The following is a 15,021-nucleotide window of genomic DNA, read 5'->3' on the forward strand; positions in this document are numbered from 1 at the left end:
TATCAATAAAGAATGAAGGTACTTTATCACGTCTACTCTAGGATTGATTATCCTTTTCTTGGCCTAGTAATTGTAAAATGTTGTCGTGATTTTTATTGGTCATTTCAAGAGATAGGGCTGAATTCTCGATGGCTTTTGCCATGGTTGAAATATTAGTAGTCGCTTGTAATAAGGTGTTTTGTAACGGACGAAGGATAAACCAATAGAAGCAGGCAATAATCGCGACTAAAGCAAGTACCACGATAGCGAGTAACAAAATGACTTTAAAAGTGAGGTCATCAAAGAATTGTGTGCTGGTTGTAGAAAGAGTCTCTTTTGATTCTTTAAAAAAAGTGGGTAACGATTGAAGAGAATTAGATGATACATCGACAAGGTTATTGATGTTTTCTATCGTCCTATGAATATTTTGTTGCTGTTCTGGGGTGAGATTTCTATTTTGTGCGATGAGTTCAAGAGAGTTTGCCATCTTTTGCATTGCTTGGGCGCCTTGTTCTGCAGACTGCTCAATGCCTTTAATATCAATCATGGCGTTAATACTGATAAGAGGTGGGGTAATTTTCTCTTCGGTATTGGCAAAACTAACAGAAGTAAACAGGGTGAGTAGAAGCAGTAGCGTGTATTTCATTTTTAATCCTTTGCACAATATATCCCATAGGAGAGTAACTATAGAAAGAAATTGCTTTTATTACCATGGTTTAACTCTAATAAAAAAGGGTTTGAAAGTATAAAGATAGAATATATCGCGACAGCAAAGTACAATACCGCTTATCTTCGGAATACGGTGAAAGTCCGTAACGGGCGCGCCACTGTGAGAATACCTAGGTGTATTTAAGTCAGATACGAAGGTCATGGTTTACAATGACGTAAGCCATTTTATTAGGTACGCGATTTACAGGAGTAGCCATGCATTGGCCGGCGTTTAAGTATTTTTTTATTATCTCATCTTTACTTGTATCGTTACCCTCAATAGCAGAAACAGTGTATCCACTGTCTTTAATTGATGGTTTAGGAAAACAAGTCATTATCGAACAAGAACCAACAAAAATTTCATCTAAAACTCTTTTTACCGATGCGGTGTTACTTGAGTTGGTGGATGATAGCTCACTATCTAGTTTGACGGATTTAGCCAATAACCCTAATTATTCTGCGGTAAAAGACATTCTTCCAAAATCAGTCCCGTTGTTAGCACTGAATGTTGAAATGATCATCGCAAATCGTCCTGACATTGTGTTTGCGGCCAATTGGAGTGACGCATCAAAATTAGCCATTATTGAAAGTGCGGGTATTCCTGTTTATCGAATTCAAACCCCAAAGACGATAACTGAGATTGAAGCTGAGATCTTACGTGTTGGCGAGATAGTTAACAAAAACAAAGCGGCTAAAGAAGTCGTTGCTAAAATGAAAGCGCGATTAACTCAAGATGTGATTAAGCCAAAACAAAGATTAATAGCGTTAGATTACAACCCTTGGGGAACCTCTAGTGGACAAGACTCAACATGGGATGAAGTATTAGAACAAGCGGGTTTGGATAATGCGATTGAAGGGTTAGTCAGTGATAAGTACGGCCAAGTACCAGTGTCAAAAGAAATGGTCATTGTGCTTAACCCTGATGTCTTGTTTATTCCTGCATGGGTTTATGGTGATAAGAATGGCGCAGAGCAGTTCAAGCAAGAAGTAATGTCTGATCCGTCATTGCAATCGGTCACTGCAATTAAAGAAGGGCGTGTGTATCAAATGCCTCATGTATTAAGAAGCGTTTATAGTCAGTATATTGTTGATGCTGTTCTTTTTGTTAATCATTCTGCGTATAAGAAACTCTAATGCCTTTTTATCGTTTAACATCATTTCAAATTATTACTTCAGTCAGTCTGTTTATTGGTCTGTTTTTGGCATATCTCAGCCTTGGAGCAGTGCATATCCCAGCTCTCGATATATTGGCAATGTTTAAGAGTTATTTACTTAATGGTAGCGAATTCGCCGCTAAAGAATACCCATTAGCCTCTGCGATTGTCATGCACATTAGATTACCTAGAGCGTGCGCCGCTATTCTGGCTGGTGGTGCATTGGCGCTGGCAGGGGCTTGTACTCAGGGGTTATTTAAAAACCCATTAGCGAGCCCTGATGTACTAGGTGTGAGCTCTGGCAGTAGTTTTGGGGCTGTCATCGCTATTGTATCTGGCTTCTCGTTTATGAATCCGATGTGGTTACCTATTTTTACTACGGTTGGCGCATTGGCGGCATCAGCATTTATCTATGTTTTAGCCTCTCGCAGTTCGTCGTCTCAAATTTTGTTTTTGATCTTAACTGGCTTAGCACTTTCTAGTTTATTAGGTGGTGCTCGAATGGGCTTGTTATTAATGGCTCAGCAATACGAAGTCAGCCAATTTGTCTTTTGGGCAATGGGGGGCTTAGATGGCCGTATGTGGCAACATTTATTATGGCCAACGCCTGTGATTATCATTGTATCGTTCTTGTTATTAAAAGAGAGCAGAGCATTGAATTTATTAGCATTAGGTGAAGAAAGTGCGCACGGCATGGGGCTTAATGTAAAGCAGACTCGATTCAAATTACTGATGTTCGCTACCTTGCTTACCGCAATGTCGATAGCGATAGCCGGACCAATTGGCTTTATTGGTTTAATGGTTCCGCATTTGATGCGGTTATTGGTTGGGCCTGCGCATGAAAAACTGTTGCCGTTCTCTGCTATTTTTGGTGTTATTTTCTTGCTTTTGTGTGATTTGTTAGGTCGTTGGATTATCGCGCCAAATGAGTTGAAAGCGGGGATCATTACATCGTTTATCGGTGGTTGTTACTTTATTGGTTTAATTATTCGATTCCAAAGAAAAGGGCGTTTAGCATGAGAAAGATGAATTCAACAGAGACGCTACTAAACGTATTAAATCTAAGTTACCAAGTTGGTTCAAAAACACTTTTAAAAGACATTTCTTTTTCTGTGAATGCGGGTGAGTTAGTCGGTATTATTGGTCCTAATGGCGCTGGTAAAAGTACCTTGATGAAATGCATCAGTGGCTTTCAAGCATATTCACAGGGTGAAATATCAATTAAAGGTGAGTCGCTATCGACTCTTTCTCATATTGAACGTGCATTAAGCATGAGCTACTTACCCCAATACAGTGAAGCGGCTTTCCCATTCAGTGTAATGGAGACTATTGGTTTAGGGTTTCATGCAAGACAACAACAAGAAGTCATTTCGCCTATAGTCATTAAAGAAAAAAGCAAAGCGGCGTTAGAGATGATTGGAATTGGGCATTTAAGCTCCAGAACCGTGACTGATTTATCAGGTGGTGAGAAACAGCTGGTTCATTTTGCTCGGTCGCTAGTTCAAGGCACGCCGTTAATGTTATTGGATGAGCCAACTGCCAGTTTGGATATTGGTCACGAATCTCAGTTAGTGAACGTGCTTTACAAAGAATGTCAAAACGGTAAGTCAGCCTTGGTTGCGATTCATAATCTAAATACCGCCGCTGAGTTTTGTGATCGCCTAATCTTGATTAATCAAGGAGAAGTGATGGCAGAAGGTAAACCCAATGAAGTATTGAGTGAAGAGAATATCCGAGCTTTATATCAAGACTTAGTAATGGTGTCCCACCATGCGGTGACAGGGAATACGATAGTGTCGCCGTATAAGAAGTAATTCAACATTTAGAGAGTAACCATAAAAATCCAGAGTCTCGTTTGAGTCGTTCTGGATTTTTTTATTTATTGGTTAGATGAAATTATTCACACGGTGGTGCCATGTGAATTAATGCCAAGCCACCAAGTGATGTCTCACGGTATTTACGGTTCATGTCTTTACCCGTTTGATACATGGTATCGATCACTTTATCTAACGAGATTAAACATTTACTAGTGCGCTTTAATGCCATGCGAGAGGCGTTAATTGCTTTCATTGATCCCATTGCATTACGTTCGATACAAGGCACTTGAACAAGGCCCCCAATCGGGTCACAGGTCATGCCCAATGAGTGTTCCATTGCAATTTCAGCTGCCATACAGATTTGCTCATTACTGCCACCGCGAAGCGCAGTTAAGCCTGCTGCTGCCATTGAGGATGAAACACCGACTTCACCCTGACAACCTACCTCAGCACCAGAAATCGACGCATTGGTTTTGTATAAAATACCAATCGCACCAGAGACAGCTAAGAAGTCTTTTAGCTGTTTAGTGTCAAGCTCTTTAATGAATCTATGGTAATACATTAACACGCCAGGAATGACTCCGGCAGCACCATTGGTTGGTGATGTTACTACTTGGCCACCTGCGGCGTTTTCTTCACTTACTGCAAAAGCAAATAAATTAATCCAATCCATGATCTCCATTGGATCATTCTCAATAGAGGCGTTTGCTTCTAGTTTTTTTAATAATGCAGGCGCACGGCGGACCACGTTTAAGCCGCCATCAAGAATGCCTTCGGTTTGAAAACCACGTTCCATACACAATGACATTACTTTCCAGATTTGATCGGCTTTCGCATCAATCGCTTCCATCGGTTGGAAGGCTACTTCATTACGCAGTACAAAAGCGCCCAAACTTAATCCTTGAATTTCTGCTTTTTCTAGCATTTCATCCGCGGATTTGAAGGGAAACTCGACTTCAACATCAGCGGTGCTTTTACCATTGATTAATTCATCTGCGGTTGCAATAAAGCCACCGCCAACAGAGTAATAAGTTTCGATGGCAAGTTGTTGCCCTGTTGCATCAAAAATTGAAATCGTCATGCCATTTTCATGCAATGGTAAATTGGTTTTATGGAAAAGCATGTCAGTGTCATAATCAAAGGTAATTTCATGATCACCCGCAATATGTAATATCTTATCTTCGATGGCTTTTTTCATAGCCAAATTTGCACTAGTAATCTTAATGGTGTCAGGGCGGTTACCTAATAAGCCTAAAATGGTTGCGCGGTCAGTGTGGTGGCCGATCCCAGTTAAAGAAAGTGAACCATATAAATCAACCTGAACACGAGTAACTTTCGCTAAATGAGGTTGGATTAATTGTGTGAAATTGTACCCAGCAATCATAGGACCATTTGTGTGTGAGCTTGATGGCCCAACGCCAATTTTGTAGATATCAAAGATAGACAGCATAAGACATTACCTATTTAAATGCAGTAAAACCAAAATCATAAACGTGTGAGCATCGTTTATTGGTTTACTATTATAATTATTAAGTTTAGTTGTTTTGTAGATTTGTGCTTAAAAATGACGAATCCCAAGCACTAACAACTAGAACTCGGGATTAAGATAGTGAAACGTAACATAAATGAATGAGGACAAATACCCCAAAAAAGAAGGGGTAAAGGATTTATTGATTACTTAATCGCTAGGCCTTTGTTATTCAAGTACCCCTTGATATGAGGGCGTGACTCTTGTGACAACTTACCTGTGATTTGTTCTGACCATGAACTTTGTTTTTGATTACTGCTACGTGTTGCATAGTATGTCGACATGGTGTCGTCGTATTCATGGATTTTATTTTTATCGAGTGGCTGATAGGTATTTTCATGAACGATAACATCTGGGCTTAAACGAGGTTTCTTCTGTGGTGTTTGAGCAGGGTGACCTAAACACATGCCAAATAGAACGGCGGTGTAATCTGGCAACTCAAGTAAATCATCCACTTCTTGTGCGTGAGTTCGTAAGCCACCAATATATACGCCACCGAGGTCCATTGATTCAGCCGCTAATAAGCAATTTTGCGCCATGATCCCGGCATCAACAGCACCAATCAGTGTTAGTTCTGTATATTCCGCTTTTACTTCTGGGTTCATTTCATGGTGACGTTGAAAATCAATACAAAAAACCAGAAACTCCGCGGCACCTTCAACATAAGGTTGACCGCCAGAAAGCTCAACTAATGCTTTTCGTTTTTTACTATCAGTAATTCGAATAATTGAATTGACTTGGAGCAAGCTAGAAGAAGAGGCTGCAATACCAGCGCTGATGATGGTATCTAATTGCTCTTTAGAGATAGGTTCATTAGTGAAAGAACGAATAGAGCGGTGCTCTAAAATAGTATCGATAACAGGGTTCATAAGGCAGTCCATTATTAAGCAAAGAGAGCAAAACGCTAATTATAGCGTGATTAGTTCTATCTATTATTAGCATAAAATCAGATAAAAAAAAGCCTTGCTAGGAGCTGCAAGGCTTTTGATCTTAGGGATTCTACTAGTAGTTAGTCATTTACTGTTGCGGTTTTAGTACCTGTACCATTTTTAGATGCATTTACAAGTAAAATACCAATACTTAATACGATTGAACCACATAGAAGGAAAAGTAATCGACCTGTTGGTTCGTTTGGAATCAGTGCCATTGCTAAGATACCAAAACCTGCTGTACTGATAAGTTTACCAAGCATAGAACGTTGTTTTGTATCTAGATTCTGCTGTTCTTCACCTTCAGAAACTAATGGGGTGTTCCAGTTCGTAAATAGTGTATCCACTTCTTTTTCACGTTCAGCTGATAAAGGCTTGTAGAAGAACTGCGTTGCTAAGAAGAAGCCACCAGTAAAGACTACGTGTGCTGCTAAGCTTAAGCCAACTTTAAGATCTGCCCACTCACGACCAGTCAATTGTTGCTCTAAACCAAATAGGTGTTCAATATCTTCTGCTTGTAGAGAGATACCAAAGATGTAAGAAACAAAACCACCGACAATCAATGTTGTCCAAGCTGACCAATCTGGTGTTTTACGGACAATCATACCTAGGAAGATTGGAATAAGCATAGGGAAACCAATTAAGGCACCAACGTTCATTACAATATCAAATAGGCTCAAGTGACGTAACGAGTTAATGTATAGGCCAATCGCGATAATGATTATACCCATTAGAATCGTCGTTAGCTTACTTACAATCACTAGCTCTTTTTGCTCAGCATTCTTACGAAGAACTGGGCTATAGAAGTTCATTACAAAAATACCAGCGTTACGATTTAAACCTGAATCCATAGAAGACATTGTTGCTGCGAACATCGCTGACATTAATAGGCCAACCATACCTGCAGGCATCACGTTTTGAACAAATGCTAGGTAAGCTGCATCACCGGCTTTATCACCCATTGACGCGTACTCTAATGCAAAGTCAGGCATAAATGCACTTACATACCAAGGTGGAAGGAACCAAATAAGAGGACCTACAACCATTAGGATACAAGCAAGACCAGCAGCTTTTCGAGCATTTTCACTGTCTTTAGCACATAAGTAGCGGTAAGCATTGATACTGTTATTCATTACACCGAACTGTTTCACAAAGATGAAGACAACCCATAGTACGAATACACTTACGTAGTTGAGGTTATTCCCCAACATGAAGTCACCTTGGAAGTTATCAACAATGTTCGTAATACCACCACCGTGGAAGTAAGCGGCAACAGCACACGTAATCGTAACCGCCATGATAACGAGCATTTGCATGAAATCAGAAGCGACAACGGCCCAAGACCCACCAGTTACCGACATGATGACTAACACAGCACCGGTGAAGATGATGGTCGTTTCCATAGGGATATTAAATACAGCAGCAACAAAGATTGCTAGACCATTTAGCCAAATACCTGCAGAGATTAAGCTGTCCGGCATACCGAACCAAGTAAAGAACTGCTCTGAAGTTTTACCAAAACGCTGTCTGATTGCTTCAATCGCGGTTACAACACGAAGTTGACGGAACTTTGGAGCGAAGTACATGTAGTTCATGAAATAACCAAATGCATTGGCTAAGAACAGAATTACAATAACAAAACCATCGGAGAAAGCGCGTCCTGCGGCTCCAGTAAACGTCCATGCTGAGAATTGAGTCATGAAAGCGGTTGCACCAACCATCCACCATAACATTTTGCCGCCCCCTCTAAAGTAATCACTAGTAGAGGTTGTAAACTTTCTAAACATCCAACCAATTGCGATTAAGAAGAAGAAGTAGGCAAGAACAACGAGAGTATCAATAGTCATTTTTTTCAGCCCTTTTTATATCATAATTAACTGATATCTAGATTACCCTTTTTTGGTTTTATTTGTACTACAATATGTCTTTATCGTGATCTAATTCGCATGTTTTCTGATCTCAATAAGAGTGTTACTTTATGTTTCAATTGGCTTTAATCTTATTTTTCATTGGTTTGTAATATTTTACGTTGTAAGCTGTTGATGTTTGTATTTGGGTATATAGTAATACAAAATGAATTGGTGGCGGTTGTTAACTACAAATGATGGTGTCTTTATTTTGAAAGGTGAGTATGGCGTAAAAAATAAGAAGTGGTTTGTTTTAGATCGTAAAAATGACAAAAGCGAGCCATTGGCTCGCCTAATAAAGAGTAAGAAATTATTAATTAAAGCGGATTAACTTACACGCTCAACGGCATCACGAACTAATGCGCCTAATTCATCCCATTTACCTTCATCAATAAGGTTTGTTGGTACCATCCAAGTGCCACCACATGCTAAAACTGCAGGGATAGATAGGTAATCATCAATGTTCTTCAAGCTTACACCACCAGTTGGCATAAATTGTACCGGGTAAACCGCAGTTAATGCTTTTAGCATATTAATGCCACCAGAAGGTTCAGCAGGGAAGAATTTAAGCGTGCGTAAGCCCATTTCCATTGCTTGCTCTACTAAGCTTGGGTTGTTTACGCCAGGAACGATAGGCATATTTTTATCTAAACAATACTGCACTGTACGTGGGTTAAAACCAGGGCTAACGATAAAATCAACACCAGCTTCAATAGCTTGGTCAACTTGTTCGTTAGTTAAAATCGTACCAGCGCCAATCAGCATTTCAGGGAACTCATTACGCATAGCTCGAATCGCTTCTGCAGCACACGGTGTTCTAAATGTGATTTCCGCACATGGCATGCCATTTTCAACTAAAGCTCGGCCTAGAGGGATCGCATCTTCCGCTTTGTTGATTGCGATTACAGGAATAACTTTAAGGCTTGCCAATTGTTCGTTTAAGGTTGTCATGATTACACTCTCATGTTGAATTTGATTAACGACAGGCACCTAAATAAGAGTAACTATTTAGGTAACATATTAAAAATTATAAAGATAAATCTGGCATTACATTACTTGGAATGATCGCGCCTTTATATTGGATCACTGTGCCAGCAACAACGTGCCCTGCATACGCTGCTTCAAGCGTATTGCCACCACAAAAACGTTTGGCTAAAAAGCCTGCACTGAATGAATCTCCAGCAGCCGTTGTATCAATGATCTTTTCTTTTTCAACGGGATAAGGGGCAACATAGTTTGCCTGGTCGTTTTGTACGACTAAGCAATCCTTACTTCCTCGTTTGATAATGAGTTCATTCACACCAGATTTTGATGTTCTTTCAATGCATTGTTCAAGATGATCATCACCATAAAGGGCTTGCTCATCTTCAAAAGTAAGTAATGCAGTGTCTGTCAGTGCCAGTATCTTTAAATACCATGACATGGCTTCTGATTGGTCATTCCAAAGCTTAGGGCGGTAATTATTATCAAAAAGAACTTTTCCGCCTTGAGCTTTGTATTGTTCTAAAAATGCCAACAGTACGTGACGACCGTTATCAGTGAGGATAGCAATAGATATCCCACTTAAATAAATTGCATCAAAAGAAAACAGGCTATCTAAAAGCGCTGTTGTCTCTTTTTGGTCGAACAGATATTTTGCCGCGGCATCGTTACGCCAATAGTGAAAACTACGTTCACCGGTGTCATCGGTCTCGATGTAATACAGGCCGGGTTGTTTATTGTCTAATTGAGTCACCAAATCGGTATTGATGCCTTCTACTTTCCATTTTTCTAGCATATCAAGGCTAAAAGGGTCATTGCCTAACGCGGTAATATAACTGACGTTAACGCCTTTATTTTTTGTTAAACGCGATAAGTAAAGTGCTGTGTTTAATGTATCTCCACCGAATGTTTGCTCAAGCCCGTTTTCTTTTTTTTGTAGCTCAACCATGCACTCGCCAATGACCGCGATGTTTAATGATTTCATATGCTTACCTTAGCAACTGAGGTTGCGCTAGTGATTATTTTAAGAAGTCTTCTCGTGCTGGTGAAAACATATCAAGTAAAATGCTGTCTTGCTCAAGAGCCACGGCACCATGAACAAAGTGTTTAGGGGCAATATAAGCGTCACCTGCAGTAAGCACGTGTTTAACGCCATCGACTTCGGCTTCAAAACTACCACTTACGACATAACCAATTTGGTCATGGATCTCATGAGAGTGAGGAGCGCCGATTGCGCCTTTATCAAAGCATAAGTGAACAGCCATCAGTTCATCAGTGTAGCCAACAATTTTACGTTTGATGCCACCGCCTAGCTCTTCCCAAGGATTCTCTTGTAATTTGAAAAAATTATTCATAATGCTTCCCCTAATAAAGGTATTAACTAAATTTAATGTCTCGATGGGAATAACTATAAGCTAATAATTTAATTTGTAATACAATATAGTTTATTTTGTGTGATGTGAATCAAATAAGAATTTACTTTATCTCTGTTTTTACGATTATTTAATGACCTGTCACAAAACTCATATTATTTAAAATCAATGTCTTATATTGTTTTGTGTGATTGTCATCATTGTTTGATAACGCTAAGGTGTTACTAAAGCTAATATTGTATTACTTTATATGCAGTTTGATAATTTAGTTACGTTTAGAGATTAAATACTCTTTATTGAGATTGAGGGTGAAAAAGAATATGACGACACAACCAATTTTACTTACGGATGCAGAAATTGAACAGCTTCACCTAGAAGTTGGACGTTCGACTTTAATGGGCAAAACCATTGAAGCACATAAAAAAGATGTTGATGCATTTATGCAACTTCCATTGGATGTTCCTGGTCACGGAGAGGCGGGTGGTTATGAACATAATCGCCACAAACAAAACTACACCTACATGAATCTTGCTGGTCGTTTATTTCTGGTTACTAAAGAAGAGAAATATGCCAACTTTGTGAAAGAACTATTAGCAATTTACGCAGATAAATACCTAACATTTGACTTCCATGTGCAAAAAAACACAAACCCAACAGGTCGTTTATTTCACCAGATCTTAAATGAACATTGTTGGTTACTATTTACAAGTCTTGCTTATTCTTGTGTTGCATCAACCATGACCGAAGAGGAGCGAAGCACGGTTGTTGAGCGTATCTTTGAGCCAATGCTTGATATGTTTACCGTTAAATATGCACACGACTTTGACCGTATTCATAATCACGGAATTTGGGCAGTGGCAGCGGTTGGTATTTGTGGTCTAGCAATTGGTAAGCGTGAATATTTAGATATGTCAGTTTATGGCATTGAACGTAACGAAACTGGCGGTTTCTTAGCGCAAATCTCTGAATTGTTTGCGCCTTCTGGTTATTACATGGAAGGGCCTTATTACCATCGTTACGCGATTCGTCCAACATGTGTGTTTGCTGAAGTTATTCACCGCCATATGCCAGAAGTGGATATTTATAACTTCAAAGGGCAAGTGATTGGTAATACAGTACAAGCTATGCTTTCAACCGCATACCCAAATGGTGAGTTCCCTGCATTAAATGACTCATCTCGTACTATGGGCATCACGGACATGGGGGTTCAGGTTGCGGTGAGTGTTTACAGCAAGCACTATGAACTTGATGAAAATATCTTAGGCATGGCGAAAATACAAGACCGTGTTTGGATGCACTCTTGTGGTTTAGAATTATCAAAAGCGTATGAAGAAGCATCAGAAAAGCATGAAATCAATATGCCTTTTTGGCCGAGTGTTGAACTAAATGAAGGTCCTGATGGCCACTTTGGTGCACAAGGCTTTATTCGTATGCAAGATAAAAAAGGCGATGTATCTCAACTTGTTATGAACTACGGCCAGCATGGTATGGGTCATGGTAATTTTGATACGTTGGGCATTACCTTCTTTAATCGCGGTCAAGAAGTGTTGCGTGAATATGGTTTCTGTCGTTGGGTTAACGTTGAACCAAAATTTGGTGGTCGTTACCTTGATGAAAACAAATCTTATGCTCGTCAAACTATCGCTCACAATGCAGTAACTGTGGATGAACAATGTCAAAATAACTTTGATGTTGAACGTGCAGATAAAGTTCATGGTCTTCCACATTTCTTTAAAGTAAATGACACTAACATTAATGGTATGAGCGCATTTGCTAATGATCATTATGATGGTCTTGATATGCAACGCAGCGTCTTTATGCTGAAGCTTGATGAACTTGAATCCCCATTGTTGCTTGATCTTTATCGTGTTGTCGGTGAAGGAGAGCATCAGTACGATTACTCTCACCAATATGAAGGACAGATAGTACGTACTAACTTTGAATACAAAGCTAATAAAGAACTTAATACGCTAGGCAGTGATTTTGGTTACCAACACTTGTGGAATGTGGCAAGCGGTGCAGCAAACGATACAGCACTGGTGAGTTGGCTACAAAATAATACGTATTACACATGGTTAGGCACAAGCTCTAACACTAACAATGAAGTGATTTTCACTCGCACTGGTGCGAATGATCCAAGCTTTAATTTGCGTAGTGAACCTGCGTTTATTCTTCGTAGTAAAGGTCCATCAACGTTATTTGCATCAGTGCTAGAAACACACGGCTATTTTAACGAAGAATTTGAGCAATCTGTTAACGCTCGTGGTGTGGTGAAAAATATTCAGGTTATTGGTCATACAGTAGTAGGCTCGGTTGTTGAAATTCAGACAGAACACTCTAATGTAACCGTTATGGTAAGTAATCAGTTTGGTGCAACAGAAAGTACCGCGCACACCGTAGAATTAAATGGGAAATCATACAATTGGACAGGCTTCTATTCGCTAGAAACGTCTTCATTAGAAAAAAACACGATTAAGCAGGAGAAATAATATGAGCTATCAACCACTTTTACTGAATTTTGAAGAAGCTGCTGAGCTTCGTAAAGAACTTGGCAAGGATAGCCTATTAGGAAAAGCCCTTACTCGTGATATTAAACAAACAGATGCTTACATGGCAGAAGTGGGTATTGAAGTTCCGGGTCACGGCGAAGGTGGCGGTTACGAACATAACCGCCATAAGCAAAACTACATTCATATGGATCTTGCAGGTCGCTTATTCTTAATCACAGAAGAAACTAAATACCGTGATTACATTGTTGATATGCTAACAGCGTATGCAACGGTATACCCGACACTTGAGAGCAATGTTAGTTTAGATTCTAACCCTCCGGGCAAACTGTTTCACCAGACATTGAATGAAAATATGTGGATGCTTTATGCTTCTTGTGCGTACAGCTGTATTTACCACACGATTTCAGAAGAGCAAAAACGCTTAATCGAAGATGATCTTCTAAAGCAAATGATTGAAATGTTCGTGGTAACTTACGCTCACGATTTCGATATCGTACACAACCATGGTCTATGGGCGGTTGCTGCTGTTGGTATTTGTGGTTACGCAATCAATGATCAAGAATCAGTAGATAAAGCATTATATGGTTTGAAAATGGACAAAGTGAGTGGTGGTTTCTTAGCACAACTTGACCAACTGTTTTCGCCTGATGGTTACTATATGGAAGGTCCTTATTACCATCGTTTCTCATTGCGTCCAATTTACTTATTTGCTGAAGCAATTGAGCGCCGTCAACCAGAATTGGGTATCTATGAATTTAATGATTCAGTCATTAAGACAACATCGTATTCAGTATTTAAAACGGCTTTCCCTGATGGCACATTACCAGCACTGAATGATTCATCGAAAACGATTTCTATCAACGATGAAGGCGTTATCATGGCAACATCAGTGTGTTACCACCGTTATGAGCAAACAGAAACGTTACTTGGTATGGCAGATCACCAACAAGATGTTTGGGTTCATAGTTCAGGTCAAACATTATCAAATGCGGTTGAACAGGCTGATGAAATCAAACCATTTAACTGGGGCAGCTTATTTGTTACTGATGGCCCAGAAGGCGAAAAAGGCGGCGTAAGCATTCTTCGTCACCGTGATGAAAAAGACGACGATACCATGGCGTTAATTTGGTTTGGTCAGCACGGTTCTGATCATCAATACCATTCAGCATTAGATCACGGTCACTACGATGGTTTACACCTAAGTGTATTTAACCGTGGTCATGAAGTCTTGCACGATTACGGCTTTGGTCGTTGGGTAAACGTAGAGCCTAAATTTGGTGGTCGTTATATTCCAGAAAACAAAACGTATTGCAAGCAGACAGTTGCTCACAACACCGTAACAGTGGATCAGAAAACACAGAATAACTTTGATACGGCATTGGCAGAATCTAAGTTTGGTCAGAAGCACTTCTTTGTTGCTGATGATCAATCGCTGCAAGGCATGAGCGGCACGATTTCTGATTACTATACTGGCGTAGATATGCAACGCAGTATCATCCTTGCGGAGCTCCCTGAGTTTGAAAAGCCATTGATGATTGATGTGTACCGCATTGAAGCAGATGCAGAGCATGAATATGATTTACCTGTTCACCATTCAGGCCAAATCATCCGTACCGATTTCGATTACCAAGTTGAAAGCACATTGAAACCTTTGGGTGAAGATAATGGTTATCAACACCTGTGGAATGTCGGCTCTGGCAAGGTAGAGGGTAGCTCTTTAGTCAGCTGGTTACATGACAGCAGCTACTACAGCTTAATAACAAGTGCAGTAGAGGGTAGCGAGGTGATTTTTGCTCGCACTGGCGCAAATGATCCAGACTTTAACCTGAAGAGTGAACCTGCATTGATTTTACGCCAATCAGGTCAAGACCACGTGTTTGCATCAGTATTAGAAACACACGGTTATTTTAACGAATCAATTGAAGCGTCTGTTGGTGCTCGTGGGTTGGTAAAAGCGGTTTCAGTGGTGGGCCATAACAGTATTGGGACTGTTGTTCGTATTGAAACAACGTCTGGTAATACTTACCATTACGGTATTTCAAACCAAGCTGAAGATGCACAAAAAGCGTTACACACGGTTGAATTTAGTGGAAATACATACACATGGACGGGATCGTTCGCACAGCTTTAATCTA

At 39.9% G+C, this 15,021-nt stretch carries 13 protein-coding genes; 6 read left to right on the plus strand and 7 right to left on the minus strand.

Annotated elements, in window-relative coordinates:
- Nucleotides 1-37: 37 nt before the first annotated feature.
- Entirely contained in the window at nucleotides 38-625 is a 588-nt protein-coding gene (locus BTO22_RS11645) for a hypothetical protein (protein WP_105055678.1), read from the minus strand.
- Nucleotides 626-903: 278 nt separating this feature from the next.
- Between BTO22_RS11645 and BTO22_RS11650 the strand changes: the two genes are divergently transcribed.
- From BTO22_RS11650 to BTO22_RS11660, 3 genes are read left to right on the plus strand one after another with little or no spacing between them, the layout of a single operon-like run.
- Complete coding sequence (locus tag BTO22_RS11650; RefSeq protein WP_105055679.1) at nucleotides 904-1,821, plus strand: ABC transporter substrate-binding protein; 918 nt, start codon at nucleotides 904-906, stop codon at nucleotides 1,819-1,821.
- Nucleotides 1,821-2,861, plus strand: coding sequence for a FecCD family ABC transporter permease (locus BTO22_RS11655; protein WP_105055680.1), 1,041 nt, complete (start codon nucleotides 1,821-1,823; stop codon nucleotides 2,859-2,861). Before BTO22_RS11650 ends, BTO22_RS11655 begins: the two co-directional genes overlap by 1 nt.
- Nucleotides 2,858-3,655, plus strand: a complete 798-nt coding sequence (locus BTO22_RS11660; RefSeq protein WP_258132571.1) for an ABC transporter ATP-binding protein — start codon at nucleotides 2,858-2,860, stop codon at nucleotides 3,653-3,655. Before BTO22_RS11655 ends, BTO22_RS11660 begins: the two co-directional genes overlap by 4 nt.
- A gap of 82 nt (nucleotides 3,656-3,737) precedes the next feature.
- Here the strand turns inward: BTO22_RS11660 and BTO22_RS11665 are convergent, their stop codons facing one another.
- From BTO22_RS11665 to BTO22_RS11675, 3 genes are all read right to left on the minus strand, one after another.
- Nucleotides 3,738-5,108 carry an L-serine ammonia-lyase gene (locus BTO22_RS11665; RefSeq protein WP_061004115.1) on the minus strand — a complete coding sequence of 457 codons (1,371 nt, stop codon included), beginning with the start codon at nucleotides 5,106-5,108 and terminating at the stop codon, nucleotides 3,738-3,740.
- Between the two features lie 224 nt (nucleotides 5,109-5,332).
- Nucleotides 5,333-6,055, minus strand: coding sequence for an oxygen-insensitive NADPH nitroreductase (gene nfsA, locus BTO22_RS11670; RefSeq protein WP_146107536.1), 723 nt, complete (start codon nucleotides 6,053-6,055; stop codon nucleotides 5,333-5,335).
- A gap of 140 nt (nucleotides 6,056-6,195) precedes the next feature.
- Nucleotides 6,196-7,962 (minus strand): sodium:solute symporter family transporter, encoded by a 1,767-nt coding sequence (locus BTO22_RS11675; protein WP_105055682.1) that lies wholly within the window; start codon nucleotides 7,960-7,962, stop codon nucleotides 6,196-6,198.
- A 226-nt stretch (nucleotides 7,963-8,188) separates the two neighbouring features.
- Here BTO22_RS11675 and BTO22_RS19980 point away from each other — a divergent pair, with 226 nt between their 5' ends.
- The gene (locus BTO22_RS19980) at nucleotides 8,189-8,353 is read left to right on the plus strand and encodes a hypothetical protein (protein WP_181044635.1); all 165 of its coding nucleotides are present in this window, start codon (nucleotides 8,189-8,191) and stop codon (nucleotides 8,351-8,353) included.
- Here BTO22_RS19980 and BTO22_RS11680 read toward each other — a convergent pair.
- From BTO22_RS11680 to BTO22_RS11690, 3 genes are all read right to left on the minus strand, one after another.
- Nucleotides 8,350-8,973: a bifunctional 4-hydroxy-2-oxoglutarate aldolase/2-dehydro-3-deoxy-phosphogluconate aldolase gene (locus tag BTO22_RS11680; RefSeq protein WP_060993235.1), complete on the minus strand. Its 624-nt coding sequence runs from the start codon at nucleotides 8,971-8,973 to the stop codon at nucleotides 8,350-8,352. The genes BTO22_RS19980 and BTO22_RS11680 overlap by 4 nt on opposite strands.
- Nucleotides 8,974-9,049: 76 nt before the next feature.
- On the minus strand, nucleotides 9,050-9,988 hold the full coding sequence (locus tag BTO22_RS11685; RefSeq protein WP_105055683.1) for a sugar kinase: 939 nt from the start codon (nucleotides 9,986-9,988) through the stop codon (nucleotides 9,050-9,052).
- A 34-nt stretch (nucleotides 9,989-10,022) separates the two neighbouring features.
- Nucleotides 10,023-10,358, minus strand: coding sequence for a cupin domain-containing protein (locus BTO22_RS11690; protein ID WP_017019726.1), 336 nt, complete (start codon nucleotides 10,356-10,358; stop codon nucleotides 10,023-10,025).
- Nucleotides 10,359-10,696: 338 nt separating this feature from the next.
- On the opposite strand from BTO22_RS11690, the gene BTO22_RS11695 reads away from it, so the two are divergent.
- Together BTO22_RS11695 and BTO22_RS11700 are read left to right on the plus strand one after the other, a co-directional pair.
- On the plus strand, nucleotides 10,697-12,865 hold the full coding sequence (locus BTO22_RS11695) for a heparinase II/III domain-containing protein (RefSeq protein ID WP_105055684.1): 2,169 nt from the start codon (nucleotides 10,697-10,699) through the stop codon (nucleotides 12,863-12,865).
- 1 nt (nucleotide 12,866) lies between these two features.
- Nucleotides 12,867-15,017 carry a heparinase II/III domain-containing protein gene (locus BTO22_RS11700; protein WP_105055685.1) on the plus strand — a complete coding sequence of 717 codons (2,151 nt, stop codon included), beginning with the start codon at nucleotides 12,867-12,869 and terminating at the stop codon, nucleotides 15,015-15,017.
- The last annotated feature ends 4 nt before the right edge of the window (nucleotides 15,018-15,021 follow it).

Source organism: Aliivibrio sifiae (assembly GCF_002954705.1).
Taxonomy (GTDB): domain Bacteria; phylum Pseudomonadota; class Gammaproteobacteria; order Enterobacterales; family Vibrionaceae; genus Aliivibrio; species Aliivibrio sifiae_A.